The following is a 14,118-nucleotide window of genomic DNA, read 5'->3' on the forward strand; positions in this document are numbered from 1 at the left end:
CTCAGGGCAGTAAACAGACGCATTTTCATACCGCTATATTAACATTATTTCTTCCTGTTAAAAAATTGATCTTTACTATTTTTTCCTCTACCCGGGACTTTATGGACAGACTCTAATTAAGGGCTGGGGTGATGTTCCGGCTAGATTTGAACCTATAACAACTGAAACTCTTTATTTGCCGAGAAGTGATCGTGATGTTATTTATAAGCAATTGCTGGCTGACCTGGAAGAAGCTTCAAATTTGTTACCCTGGCCAAATGAAACAAGTGTTACTTCTTCCGTGGAACGTGTGAATAAAGCATTTGCCAAAGGATTGCGTGCTCGTTTGGCTTTAGCGGCTGGAGGATATGCACAACGCCTTGATAAGACTATTCGTTTGAGCAATGACCCAGAATTGTCACGCGATAAAATGTATGCGATAGCAAAAAAAGAATGTCTGGATATTATTAATAGCGGATCCTTACGTTTGCTTGGGTTTGAAGAGGTTTTCAGAACTTTAAATCAGGAAACAGGTAAGGCTGGGCTTGAGTCCATGTGGGAGATTCCATTTAGCGAAGGACGAGGAAGAGTGACCTTTGATTTGGGGGTTAAGCATACAACAAAAGATAAATATACGCAGCAAAATAAGGGAGGAACTAATGGCCCAAATGCGCTTATGTTATATGAGTATGAGTCTGGAGATGTTAGGAGAGATGTAACAGTTGTACCATATGAATGGACTGATGGAGTCCAGGTTCCGACCAACATGAATAAGCTTTATTTTGGTAAATACCGGTATGAATGGATGAAAAGAATCGTCACATCTGATAACGACGATGGTTTGAATTGGATGTACATGCGGTATGCTGACGTTATATTGATGGCAGCAGAGGCAATTAATGAGATTGATGGGCCTGGAGCGGCAGCTCCTTATTTAAAGATGATCAGAACCAGAGCCTTCCCCAATAATGCAGCTAAGGTTGATCAGTTTATGAGCGAAGTTACCGTATCGAAAACTGCTTTCTTTAATGCTATTGTAGATGAAAGAGCTCTGGAATTTACAGGAGAGATGTTAAGAAAGGCCGATTTAATCCGCTGGAACCTGTTGGGAACTAAAATCACTGAGGCGAAGGCTAAGCTTATTCAGCTTGAAAACAGGCAGGGTAAATACGCAAACCTGCCTTCAAAGATTTATTATAGGACAGCTGCGAATGGAGAAACGGTTGAGATCTACGGCTTGAATTTCGGAGATACTGATGCTCAGGGCCAAGCACTTGGATATGCCTTTAATAAGGTGTGGAATTTATCTTCCGGCAGTGGACAAGATACTTACTGGGATGCTTTAGCCAAAGCGGACCCTGATAAGCTGCAAGTCTGGCCTATATGGACGACGTTTGTCGTTAACTCAAATAATACATTGAACAATAGTCACCTGGGAATCGAGTAAAATTCACAATATAGATGAATATGAAAAAGATTTTAATATATGTTTGGTTCATTGCTGGTTTAACGGCTTTTTCCAGTTGTTCGGATGATGTGATGGATGAAATCACCTCGGTCAACTTGAGCAGGACCCTTTCTCCGACGGATTTGGGAGTAATAGTGTACAATAAAACCGGTGCAAGACTTACCTGGAAAGCGGTGAATAACGCAAAATCCTATACTTTAGAGATATTTGAGAATGCTGATTTCTCAGGATCTCCAGTTAAAAAGGTTGACAATATTTCATTTGATCAGGTACCCTATACCGTGACAGCCCTTGGTGGTGAAACAAAATACTTTGTTCGTGTCAAAGCAGTTGGTGAAGGGATAGATGATTCCAAATGGATTACAGCCACATTTACTACTGATGCTGAACAAATCTTCCAGGATGTAAGTCCAGAAAACTTAGCTGCAAAATCGGTAAAATTAAATTGGCCGGCAGGAGAGATTGCTACTTCTATTGTGTTAACGCCCGGTAACATTAATCATACTGTTACTTCTGAAGAAATTACAGCAGGAGCAGCGACAATATCTGGTTTAACCCCCGAAACCACTTACACCGCGAAGTTAATGAACGGTACAAAGACTCGGGGCACAAAAACTTTTACTACTTTAATAGATCTTGATGGTGCGATTGCTGTTTATCCAACAGACAATTTTGCAAGTATTATTGCAAATGCTGCAGGTGGAGAAACTTTTGCTTTGATGCCAGGGGAATATACTATCAATGCAGATATTGCGATCTCCAAATCTATATCAATTAAAGGTGCCCGCCCGTCTGATAAACCGGTTATAAAGGGAATGGCGGTTAAACTTAGAGGTAACGCAGGATTATCGCTTAAAGATCTGGTGCTTGATGGAACAGGTGCACTTAATAGCAATCAGGCAATTATATATGATGAAGCTCTGGATAATGCTTATGCTGCTTTGAATGTTGAGAATTGCGAGATTAAGAATTATATCAAAGGAGTAATGTATGTGAATGTAAAAGCTCTCATAGAAGCGGTGACGTTCAGAGGGAATATCATTCACCATATTGAATGCAATGGAGGAGATTTTATTGACTTTAGGACTGGTTTAGCAAAAACATTTCTGTTTGAAAACAATACCGTTTATGCTAGTGCAGCAGAGAGAGATCTATTTCGTATGGATAACGCAGGGTCTACTAACTTTCCATCAATAAACAGTGTCATCACTATTCAAACAAATACGTTTAATAGTGTATCAACGGGGAGCAGCCGTAGGTTCTTATATATTCGTCTAGCGACACATCAGATTTATTTCACTAAAAATATAATAACGAATACAAACGGGTATTATACCAACCAGGCTTCTACAACCATTACAACAATGGCGGACAATAATTATTTTAATGCTCTTAACTTCACCGCTAGCGCAACCGCGAATGCTAAAAATGATACTGGCGTATATACAACTCTGGATCCTCAGTTCACAAATGCTAGTCAGGGTAATTTTACTATAAATAATCTTGATTTAAAGGCAAAAGGTGTTGGCGATCCAAGATGGCGTCAATAAAAAGGTTTTATCTATCGTAAGCAAAAGGGGGTGTATAAGATGCACCCTCTTTCGTTTATATCGAATTTTTTAACATGTTTATGGAATTTAAGCAAACATTATTTCTGATTGCAGGGGTGTCATTACTGGTGCTTTTTGCCGAATGCAAAAAAACTTCAGCACACACGGAAACGGAACAGAAACCCACCCCCATCCAAGAAACCGCCTTCGCTTTTCCCGGCGCTGAAGGCTATGGTAAAATCGCTACCGGCGGGAGAGGTGGACGAGTAATAAAAGTGACTAACCTGAACGATTCGGGTACAGGCAGCCTCCGCGAAGCTATCAGTGCCAGCGGTGCAAGGATCATCGTGTTTGAGGTGTCGGGAAATATAAAGCTGAAAAGCCGTTTGCAGATTAAGAACGGAGATATCACGATTGCAGGGCAAACTGCTCCCGGGGATGGGATCTGCATTCAGGATTATGAGATGAATGTAGCGGCAAACAATGTTATCATCCGTTTCCTTCGCTTTCGAATGGGAGATCTGACGCAGAATCAACAGGATGCTTTGTGGGGAAGGGGGTGTGAGAAACTGATTGTTGATCATTGCTCTATGAGCTGGTCGATAGATGAGACGAGTTCATTTTATGCCAATAAGGATTTTACAATGCAGTATTGTATCTTGTCTGAAAGCCTCAACAAATCATTTCACGAAAAAGATGATCATGGTTACGGAGCAATATGGGGTGGGCATAATGCCAGTTTTCATCATAATCTGCTGGCTCATCATAACAGCAGGAATCCAAGGTTTGATGGCGGTAGCAGAACAGGGACAGGGAAAAGTGGTTTTGGAACCGACCTGGTGGACTACCGCAATAATGTCATCTATAACTGGGGCTCTAACAGTGCTTATGGTGGGGAGAACGGCAGGTATAATATAGTAGCAAACTATTATAAGCCGGGGCCGGGGACAGACAACAGTAAGACAAAAAGGATCATGCAGATCTCTATGGAGGCTGATTTGACAAGCTATCCTCCCGGGTATGGCTCTTTCTATGTATCCGGGAATTATGTTTTCGGAAATGCTGCCGTTACTGCTGATAACTGGAATGGGGGTGTGGATCTTGCTTCGGAAGTTGTTCTGGCAAATGCCCGTCTTAACACGGCATTTTCAGCAGAGGCTATCACCCAGCAGACGGCAGAAGAAGCGTTCAGCCGCGTACTTCAGCTTGCAGGAGCGAGTTTTAAGCGTGATGCTGTCGATGCCAGGGTGGTCAATGAAGTTAAAACAGGTACTGTCACCTTCATCGGGTCGAAGACCGGAAAAAAGGGGATCATTGATTCGCAGACTGATGTGGGCGGCTGGCCTGAACTGGTGCAGGGGACCGTGCCGAAGGACACTGACGGAGACGGAATGCCCGATGAGTGGGAGATGGCAAATAAGCTCGATCCCAATAAAGCCAATGCAAACGGAAGGGAGCTTAGTACAGGATATGATAATATTGAAGTGTATATAAACAGCCTCGTTAAAAATATCACTTCGGAGCAGGTAAAGTAACAGCGAAGCCCGCCCTGCTCTTATAATAAGCTGGGCTGGCTGAAGAGCTGATTTGCCTGACCAGGACTATCGTTCCCGATAACGATTGCGTAAATATTTATACTTAAATCATTTTTTATTCGCTTTAAAGTCTGTAGAATTGCTTTCAAAGTTGATAAATCTGTTTGTACTAGCCAGATAATTAGACGATAATAACCAACGTGATCTTAGGGGGAAATCTAAGATACTGTGGTGATATAAGGATCTTTAGGAATGAAACACAGTAGAATTTTAAGAACTATAGTAATAGCATCACAGCTGATCGCTTTGAAAGGCTATTCTCAGAATGCAAACGATCAAAGCTGGCCTATCGCGTCATTGCCTGCTGTGGAAACTCCGGTTTTCAAGGCCGACACTTTTAATATTGTTAAATACGGTGCGGTAAATGACGGTACTACTATAAACACGAATAGTATCAATACTGCTATTGCTGAATGCAGCAAAAACGGTGGCGGGGTAGTGCTTATCCCGACAGGGTTATGGGTAACGGGGCCGGTTGAACTGAAAAGTAATGTGAACCTTCATTTGCAAAGTGACGCTGTGCTTTCCTTTAGCCGCGATTTTAATCAATATAAGTTAGTTGAGACAAATTGGGAAGGCCTGGCTGCTGTCAGGAATCAATCTCCGATTTCAGGCACTAACCTGGTAAATGTGGCAATTACAGGAAAGGGGATCATTGACGGGAATGGCGATGCCTGGAGAATGGTGAAGAAAGAGAAGTTGACAGATTCTCAGTGGAAAAAGTTGCTGGCCTCTGGTGGTGCCTTAAGTGAAGATAAAAAGATCTGGTATCCATCCGAAAAGTCATTAAAGGGCTCGAAAATAAAGGGTGCCGGGGTTATTGCTCCGGGGAAGACAGTTAGCGACTATGAAGATATAAAGGACTTCTTACGGCCTAACCTGCTGGTGCTTACTAAATGTAACAAGGTGCTGCTGGAAGGTGTTGTTTTCCAGAATTCTCCTGCCTGGAATGTTCATCCTCTGATGTGCGAGAACCTGACGGTACGCGATGTGCATGTGAAGAATCCATGGTATGCTCAGAACGGAGATGGTATAGATGTTGAATCCTGTAAAAATGTGCTGATTGAAAATAGTGTGTTTGATGTTGGGGATGACGGGATCTGTATCAAGTCGGGCCGTGATGAACAGGGCAGAAAAAGAGGGATGCCGACGGAGAACGTGCTGATCAGGAACTGTACTGTATATCATGCTCATGGCGGTTTCGTTGTAGGCAGTGAAATGTCTGGCGGAGCGAAGAACTTGTTCGTTACGGATTGTACGTTCATGGGCACTGACATTGGTTTGCGCTTTAAGACTACCCGTGGAAGGGGTGGGATTGTGGAGAACGTTTATATCAGGAATATCACCATGAAAGATATTCCCGGAGAGGCGATTCTTTTCGATATGTATTATGAAGCGAAAGATCCGGTTCCCCTCAGCGGTGAACAAAGAGAAGCTCCGAAAGTGGTAAAACTTCCGGTTACAGAGGCAACTCCGCAGTTCAAAAACTTCTATGTGAAAAATGTGGTATGCGACGGTGCGGAGAAAGCGATCTTTGTAAGAGGATTACCGGAGATGAATATTCATGATATTTACCTGGAAGATATGACGCTTCAGGCTAAAAAAGGGGTGGAACTGGAGGAGGCCTCTAAGATCAGTCTGAAGAACGTTCGTGTGATTACAAAGGAGACGAAACCTGTAGTTCATATCCTGAACAGCAATTCCCTTTCATTTGATAAACTATCCTTCAATGATAATAGCGATCTTCTTTTCTCCGTTAATGGTGACAGGAGCACGAATATTAATGTATCAAATACCAATACAAAGAACCTGAAAAGCCTTGCGGAGTTTAACTTTGGTGCAAATAAAAAGGCATTGAAAATTAAATAGCATTATATGAGAAGAATTAGCATAATATCATTCTTAAGCCTGTTTCTGACAGTTCAGGTATCCACTTCATATGCGCAGACCAAACCGCTGTCGGAGAAAATGGCGGCTACGGTAATGGATATCTGGGCGGATTCACTTTGGGTTGGGAGGCCTTTTAAGTGGACTTACGATCAGGGTGTTCTTCTGGAGGGGATTTCGTCTATCTGGCAAAGGACTGCTGACAAACAGTACTTCGATTATATCAAAAAGAGCATGGACTTTTTTGTGCAGAGCGATGGTACGATCCGGACTTATGATAGCCACAACTATAATATTGATAATATAAAGAACGGGCGTTCGCTGTTGCTTCTTTACAAAGTGACCGGCCAGGAGAAATATCTTAAAGCTGCAAAGATCCTGAAAGAGCAGCTCAGAACCCATCCGCGTACAAACGAGGGAGGGTTTTGGCATAAAAAGATCTATCCTTACCAGATGTGGCTGGATGGCTTGTACATGGGACAGCCTTTTTATGCGGAGTACTCTTCTCTGATGAATGATACTGCTGCTTTCAATGATATTACGAATCAGTTTGTCTATATGGAGAACCATTCCAGGGATGCGGCTACAGGCCTCATGTATCATGGCTGGGATGAATCTAAAAAGGAAAAGTGGGCCGACAAAACTACCGGACGCTCTGCTCATATATGGGCTCGCGCAATGGGATGGTACGGAATGGCGCTGGTAGATGCATTACCTTATTTTCCTGATAATCATCCTGGAAAGAAGACCCTTCTGGACATTCTGGCCCGTTACGCAGTTGCTGTTCAGAAGGTTCAGAATGCAAAAACCGGTGTCTGGTATGACATTCTTGATGCACCGCTTCGTAAGGGCAACTATTTTGAGTCTTCAGGTTCCAGTATGTTTGTCTACACTTTCGCCAAGGCTGTAAGATTGGGGTATCTGCCTGAGTCTTATATGAAATCGGCACAGAAGGGGTATGAAGGTATTAAGAAACAGTTTATCGAAACGGTAGATGCCGGGAAGGTAAACCTGAAAGGGACAGTGAGCGTTTCCGGACTTGGGGGTAAGCCTTACAGGGATGGCAGCTTCGAATACTATATGAGCGAGAAAGTGATCACCAATGACCCTAAGGGTGTTGGCTCTTTTATGCTCGCTGCTAATGAAATGGAACTGAGTGCCTTGCCTAAACCAGGAAAGGGTAAGACGGTTACACTGGATTATTATTTCAATAATGAGTGGAAGAAAGGCCCGTCCGGAGAGAATGTACGGTACCATTATACCTGGGAAGACCAGTCGAACACCGGTTTCTGGTTCTGGGGAAATATATTCAATTATGCAGGTGCGAAAACGAATGCCCTGACAGTAGCTCCTACTGCTGCTAACCTGAAGAATACACAGGTTTATATCATTGTAGATCCTGATACGGAAAAGGAAACGGCAAACCCTAATTTTGTTTCTGCTCAGGATGCGGACGTCTTGTATAACTGGGTGAAAGATGGAGGAGTGCTGATGCTCATGTCAAATGACCTCAACAACTGTGAGTTTAAGAATTTTAATGTGCTGGCTGGGAAGTTTGGGATTCATTTCAATGAAGATCTGCGGAATGCTGTAAAGGGTGATGCTTATGAAACAGGTGCTTTTAAAATTCCTGCAGGCCATCCGGTCTTCAAAACTTCGAAAAAGGTATACATTAAAGAGATCAGTACGATAAATGTAACTGCACCTGCCCGTGCAATTTTTACGGAAGGGAAGGATGTGGTAATGGCTACTGCCAAAGTAGGAAAGGGAACTGTTTTTGCGGTAGGTGATCCGTGGTTCTACAATGAATATGTTGATGGCAGAAAGATTCCTGCAGAGTACGAGAATTTTAAAGCCGCTGCTGATCTGGCAAACTGGCTGCTTCTGCAATCTGCTAAGAAATAGATACTACAAAATACTATTAATACGATATATAAATAAACGAGGGAGATGAAACAATTCTTAGATGAAAACTTCTTATTAGCTAGCCGTACATCACAGCAGCTCTATCATGAGTTTGCTAAAAATATGCCTATAATCGATTATCATAACCATTTGATCCCTGAACAAATGGCAAATGATATCAACTTTAAAAATCTTACTCAGGTTTGGCTCTATGGCGACCATTATAAATGGCGTGCTATGAGAACCAACGGTGTAAATGAGGAGTATATTACAGGCGGCAAAAGTGATTTTGAGAAGTTTGAGAAGTGGGCTGAAACTGTTCCTTATACTCTTAGAAATCCATTGTATCACTGGACCCATCTTGAGTTGCAGCGGTATTTCGGTATTTCTGATGTTCTTTCGGGTGCTAATGCAAGAAAGGTGTTTGATGAGTGTTCTGAAAAGCTTCAAACTCCTGAATATTCCGTTCGCGGCTTACTCAGGAAGGCAAATGTAGAGTCACTTTGTACAACAGACGATCCTATTGATTCTCTGGAATTTCACCAGCAGATTGCTAAAGATGGATTTGAGATCCAGGTTCGTCCTGCATTTCGTCCTGACAAGGCCATGGCAGCTGAAGATGTTGCCGGCTTAAATGCTTATATCAATAAACTTGAGCAGGTTGCGGACGTCAGTATTTCTGACCTGGATGCTTATTTGTCTGCTCTTAAGAAGCGTCATGATTATTTTGCAGAGAACGGATGCTGCGTGTCTGATCACGGGCTGGAGCAGATCTATGCGGAGGATTATACTGATGAGGAAATCAGCGCTATCTTTAAGAAGATCAGGAGTAATCAAAGCCTGAGTGCTCAGGAAGTACTGAAGTTTAAATCGGCAATGCTTGTTCATTTCGCAATCTGGGATCATGAAAAAGGCTGGGTGCAGCAATATCACCTCGGCGCTTTAAGAAATAATAATGCCAGGATGTTAAGTCAGCTTGGCCCGGATACAGGCTGGGATTCTATTGGAGATTTCAGCCAGGGACGCCAGCTTTCTAAGTTCTTAAACAGGCTTGATACTGAGGATAGGCTGGCCAAGACGATCATTTACAATCTTAATCCTGCCGACAACGAGCTAATGGCTACTATGATCGGGAACTTTAATGACGGATCTGTTGCCGGGAAGGTACAGTTTGGTTCCGGCTGGTGGTTCCTGGATCAGAAAGACGGGATGATCAAACAGATGAATGCTTTGTCTAACATGGGGCTGATCAGCCGGTTTGTGGGGATGCTTACAGACTCCCGCAGCTTCCTTTCTTATCCGCGTCATGAATACTTCCGCAGAATTCTCTGTAACCTGTTTGGTGAGGAAATCGAAAACGGAGAGATGCCAAATGATATCGAGTGGACAGGAAAGATTATTAAGGACATTTGTTACTATAACGCAAAAAATTATTTCGGCTTGTGATAAGTAAAGTTTTATGCTTTGGTGAACTCCTTCTGCGTATTTCGCCTGCGGCGAACGAAGATGCGGAAAAACACCCCTTCCTGTTATACATGGGAGGGGCCGAAGCGAATACTGCAACCGCTCTTGCAGCCTGGAATATTCCTGTAAAATACAGTACCGTACTCCCCGACAATTTTATGTCGCGGTATATGATCAATTACCTTGAATACAAGGGGATCTATACTTCGTCGGTTTTGTTTTCGGGCGAGAGGGTTGGAGTCTATTACCTCGACAGGGGAGCGGATTTAAAAAGTAGTGTGGTGTACGACCGGGACCGGTCGGCGTTCTCTGAACTGAAAAGGGGAGTTATAGACTGGGACAAAGTCCTTCGTGATGTATCCTGGTTCAACTTTACGGCTATCAGTCCTGCTCTGAATGAGAACGTGGCCGATGTTTGCCTTGAGGCACTTGAGGCCGCTTCGTCCAAGAACATCACCATTTCTGTGGATTTGAACTACCGTGCGAGGTTGTGGAAATACGGAAAGAAGCCTGTGGAGGTAATGCCTGCACTGGTGGAGCACTGTGATGTGGTGATGGGAAATATCTGGTCTGCCAATGCACTGCTGGGTACCTCTATTGATCAGGATATCCATCTGAAAGGCACACGCGAAGCGTACCTGGATCATGCAAAGGCCACTTCCATTGAGATTATGGAGCGTTTCCCGAAATGTAAGTCTGTTGCCAATACATTCCGTTTTGATTCGGATAAGAACAACCTTCTGTATTATACCAGCCTGTATACAGGCGGAGAGCAGTTTAACTCCGACGAATTCAGGACAACAGGGGTGGTGGACAGGTCTGGCAGCGGTGACTGCTTTATGGCGGGTCTGATCTACGGATCCTATTTAAAACACAGTCCCCAGGATACTGTTGATTATGCTACTGCTGCTGCTTTCGGAAAGTTACAGGAGCAGGGTGATGCAACAGGCCAGGATATTCTTACGGTATCGAAGATCCAGGAAAACAGCAAGTAAGATTTACAATCTTCAGGTGACGATCTGACTGTTGCAGGGATGGATGTGAGGGTGAGGAAACAGGTTCAGGTCGTATGGGAATGTTAGAAAAATAAATAAAAACTGTCTCTATAACAATTGCTAAAAGACTGATTGTTAATAGCCGACGGCTAATAGCTTTAAAAATATGCAATTAAGTAAAAAAACGTTTCAGGGATACAGAGAGTATCCTGAAAAAGTGCTCCAGTTTGGAGAAGGGAACTTCCTTCGTTGCTTTGTCGACTGGATGTTCCATGAATTAAATCAGAAGGGTAACTTTAATGGTTCTATCGTTGTTGTGCAGCCGATCGATAAAGGTATGGTGAATATGCTGAATGAGCAGGATGGCCTTTATACCCTGAATCTTCGCGGCTACAAGAACGGGAAACCGGAAAGTACTTATGAGACTATCGATGTGATCAGCCGCGGGATCAATCCGTATGAGGATTTTGCGGCTTATCTGGGCACTGCTGAGAATCCGGAAATGAGATATGTGATTTCCAATACAACTGAAGCGGGTATTGCATACGATGAGAATGATACTCAGACCGCAACTCCTCCGAATTCTTACCCTGCAAAGCTTACTGTATGGCTGAATCACAGGTATAAGACTTTCAATGGGGATCAGTCAAAAGGTGTTCATATCATCCCTTGTGAGCTGATCGACAAGAATGCCGATAATCTTAAACAGATCGTTTTAAAATATGCTGAGCAATGGAACCTTGAATCAGGGTTCGTTGAGTGGCTTAATTCTGCCTGCAGCTTCAGCAATACGCTTGTTGACCGTATTGTTCCGGGATATCCCAGGGAACGGATAGCAGAAATCACCAGTGAACTGGGCTATGAAGATAAGCAGATCGTGGAAGGTGAGCATTTTCACCTTTGGGTGATCGAAGGCCCTGAAGAACTTCAGAAGGAGCTTCCTTTTCCTTCCATCGGATTGGATGTCCTTTACGTAAAGGATGTTACTCCTTATAAATCACGTAAGGTAAAGATCCTGAACGGGGCTCACACGGCGCTTGTGCCGGTAGCTTATCTCTATGGTATCGATACCGTCAGAGAGTCTGTTGAGCATCCAGTAGTAGGAAAGTTTATCAAAGAAGCGATCTTCAATGAGATCATTCCAACTCTAGACCTTCCAAAGGAAGAACTTGAAAAATTTGCGAATGAAGTGATTGAACGATTCAGCAACCCATATATCAAACACTTGCTGATGAGTATCGCATTAAACTCATTCCCTAAGTTTGAGACACGTGTATTGCCTTCAATCCTGGAGTACAAGAAGAGATTAGGCTCAATTCCTGAGAAACTTGCTTTTTCTCTCGCGGCTACTATTGCTTTTTACAAAGGTAAGAGAGGTGAGGAAGAGATCGCATTGAATGATGATGCTGCGGTTCTGATCCTGCTGAAATCTGCATGGGCTAAATACGATGGTTCAGATGAATCGGTAGAGGATGTGGTACGAGAAGTGCTTGCATTCGAGAAAAACTGGAAACTGGACCTGAATACAGTAGAAGGGCTGACAGCTGCTGTAACCAAACACCTCGTGAATATTGAGAAGCTTGGTATGCAGAAAGCTATCGAATTAGTATAAATACTGCTGGAATGATCAGATGCCGGCGCCGGTTTCGGTGGCTGGCATCTGGTTTCCGACATTCAATAAAACAATGAAAGAGTTAATTAAAATCCATTCCCGGGACAATGTGGTGATCGCTTTAAGAAACTTTACCAAAGGTGAGGTGATTGAAGTTGACGGGAAGAGCATTGAGTTGCTTAATGATGTGGAACGCGGGCATAAAATTGCTCTCACGGATATTGCTGAAGGAGCCGATATCCTGAAGTATGGCTATCCCATTGGCAAGGCTACCGCCGCTATCAAAGCGGGAGAGCATGTACACGTTCAGAATGTGAAAACAAAACTGGGAGAGGTTTTTGATTATTCCTATAATCCTCAGTTGCACGAGCTGGCTCATCCTCAGCGTAACCTCACGTTTAATGGTTACCGCCGTAAGAATGGTGAGGTGGGGATCCGGAATGAGATCTGGATCGTTCCTACAGTAGGTTGTGTAAACGGAATTGCCGAGCAGATCATCCGTGAGTTTAAGGCAGAGGAAAACCCTGATGATATCGAGGGAATCGAGGTATTCAAGCATAGCTATGGCTGTTCGCAGCTCGGCGACGACCATCAGAATACCCGGACTATCCTGAGTGACATCGCTCTTCATCCAAATGCAGGTGGTGTGCTTGTTCTGGGTCTTGGCTGCGAAAATAATAAGATTGATGAGTTTGAGGCTTCCCTGGGTGACTACGACAAGAGCAGGATCAAGTTCCTTTCCAGTCAGAGCGCACAGAATGAGGTAGAGGATGCAAAGGCTCTTTTAAAGGAGATCTATGAAGAGGTGCGGAAAGATAAGCGTGAGCCCATTCCTGTTTCTGAGCTTAAAGTGGGATTGAAGTGCGGTGGTTCTGACGGACTGTCTGGCATCACAGCTAATCCTCTTGTAGGATACTTCTCTGACTTTCTGATCAGCCAGGGTGGAACTACTATCCTGACCGAAGTACCTGAAATGTTTGGTGCGGAAACCATCCTCATGGATCGTTGTGTGAATGAGCAGGTCTTCGATAAGACGGTTCACCTGATCAATGACTTTAAACAGTACTTTATTGATCTTAAGCAGCCTATTTATGAGAACCCTTCTCCGGGTAATAAAGCAGGTGGTATCTCAACGCTGGAAGATAAATCGCTTGGTTGTACTCAGAAAGGCGGAATTGCTAATGTTGTGGATGTATTGAAATATGGAGAACGTCTTAAAGAAAAGGGGTTAAACCTTTTGAGCGCTCCCGGTAATGACCTTGTAGCCACTACAGCCCTCGGTGCTTCCGGTTGTCATATCGTATTATTCACTACAGGCCGCGGTACTCCGTTCGGTAGTTTCATTCCAACATTAAAGATTGCTACAAACTCAGAATTGGCTACGAAGAAGTCCCACTGGATTGACTACAACGCAGGACCTTTGGCTGAAGATCAAACTTTTGATGAGGCTTTGGAACAGTTCATTGACAAGATCATCCGTGTGGCAAATGGTGAAAAGGCTCATCACGAAAAGAATGGCTTTCGTGAAATTGCCATCTTCAAAACAGGTGTAACTTTATAATTTTTCAGATTCATAATTATAAGAAAAAGAGGCTTCTCGGAAACGAGAACCTCTTTTTTTAGTTATGGGTTATGGATTATGAGTGGTTGGGGAGCTAAGCCC

General features: G+C 43.4%; 9 protein-coding genes. All 9 read left to right on the top strand.

Translation table 11 applies throughout. The annotated features are described in order from the left end of the window. The first annotated feature begins 175 nt into the window (after positions 1-175). The 9 genes from DDR33_RS22980 to DDR33_RS23020 all read left to right on the top strand — a co-directional run bounded on the left by DDR33_RS22980 (position 176) and on the right by DDR33_RS23020 (position 14,016). Positions 176-1,426, top strand: coding sequence for a RagB/SusD family nutrient uptake outer membrane protein (locus DDR33_RS22980; RefSeq protein ID WP_238387918.1), 1,251 nt, complete (start codon positions 176-178; stop codon positions 1,424-1,426). A gap of 20 nt (positions 1,427-1,446) precedes the next feature. Then, positions 1,447-2,997, top strand: coding sequence for a fibronectin type III domain-containing protein (locus DDR33_RS22985; protein WP_109418198.1), 1,551 nt, complete (start codon positions 1,447-1,449; stop codon positions 2,995-2,997). 80 nt (positions 2,998-3,077) lie between these two features. Beyond that, the gene (locus tag DDR33_RS22990; RefSeq protein WP_238387919.1) at positions 3,078-4,532 is read left to right on the top strand and encodes a pectate lyase; all 1,455 of its coding nucleotides are present in this window, start codon (positions 3,078-3,080) and stop codon (positions 4,530-4,532) included. Positions 4,533-4,784: 252 nt separating this feature from the next. Continuing rightward, the gene (locus DDR33_RS22995; protein WP_109418156.1) at positions 4,785-6,461 is read left to right on the top strand and encodes a glycoside hydrolase family 28 protein; all 1,677 of its coding nucleotides are present in this window, start codon (positions 4,785-4,787) and stop codon (positions 6,459-6,461) included. A gap of 6 nt (positions 6,462-6,467) precedes the next feature. Continuing rightward, a complete protein-coding gene (locus tag DDR33_RS23000) occupies positions 6,468-8,384 on the top strand; it encodes a glycoside hydrolase family 88 protein (protein WP_109418157.1) in 1,917 nt (638 codons plus the stop codon). Between the two features lie 45 nt (positions 8,385-8,429). Next, on the top strand, positions 8,430-9,830 hold the full coding sequence (uxaC, locus tag DDR33_RS23005) for a glucuronate isomerase (RefSeq protein WP_109418158.1): 1,401 nt from the start codon (positions 8,430-8,432) through the stop codon (positions 9,828-9,830). Continuing rightward, positions 9,827-10,843, top strand: a complete 1,017-nt coding sequence (locus tag DDR33_RS23010) for a sugar kinase (RefSeq protein WP_238387920.1) — start codon at positions 9,827-9,829, stop codon at positions 10,841-10,843. The genes uxaC and DDR33_RS23010 overlap by 4 nt, the downstream gene beginning before the upstream one ends. Positions 10,844-11,009: 166 nt before the next feature. Next, complete coding sequence (locus DDR33_RS23015) at positions 11,010-12,455, top strand: tagaturonate reductase (RefSeq protein ID WP_109418159.1); 1,446 nt, start codon at positions 11,010-11,012, stop codon at positions 12,453-12,455. 73 nt (positions 12,456-12,528) lie between these two features. Then, complete coding sequence (locus DDR33_RS23020; RefSeq protein WP_109418200.1) at positions 12,529-14,016, top strand: UxaA family hydrolase; 1,488 nt, start codon at positions 12,529-12,531, stop codon at positions 14,014-14,016. Positions 14,017-14,118 lie beyond the last annotated feature (102 nt).

It is taken from the genome of Pararcticibacter amylolyticus (assembly GCF_003130405.1).
GTDB classification, from domain to species: domain Bacteria; phylum Bacteroidota; class Bacteroidia; order Sphingobacteriales; family Sphingobacteriaceae; genus Arcticibacter; species Arcticibacter amylolyticus.

Bases quoted from the DNA above. Each gene is read 5' to 3' on its own strand.
- DDR33_RS22985 (WP_109418198.1), top strand. From the start codon at position 1,447: ATGAAAAAGATTTTAATATATGTTTGGTTCATTGCTGGTTTAACGGCT.
- DDR33_RS22990 (WP_238387919.1), top strand. From the start codon at position 3,078: ATGGAATTTAAGCAAACATTATTTCTGATTGCAGGGGTGTCATTACTG.
- DDR33_RS22995 (WP_109418156.1), top strand. From the start codon at position 4,785: ATGAAACACAGTAGAATTTTAAGAACTATAGTAATAGCATCACAGCTG.
- DDR33_RS23000 (WP_109418157.1), top strand. From the start codon at position 6,468: ATGAGAAGAATTAGCATAATATCATTCTTAAGCCTGTTTCTGACAGTT.
- uxaC (WP_109418158.1), top strand. From the start codon at position 8,430: ATGAAACAATTCTTAGATGAAAACTTCTTATTAGCTAGCCGTACATCA.
- DDR33_RS23015 (WP_109418159.1), top strand. From the start codon at position 11,010: ATGCAATTAAGTAAAAAAACGTTTCAGGGATACAGAGAGTATCCTGAA.
- DDR33_RS23020 (WP_109418200.1), top strand. From the start codon at position 12,529: ATGAAAGAGTTAATTAAAATCCATTCCCGGGACAATGTGGTGATCGCT.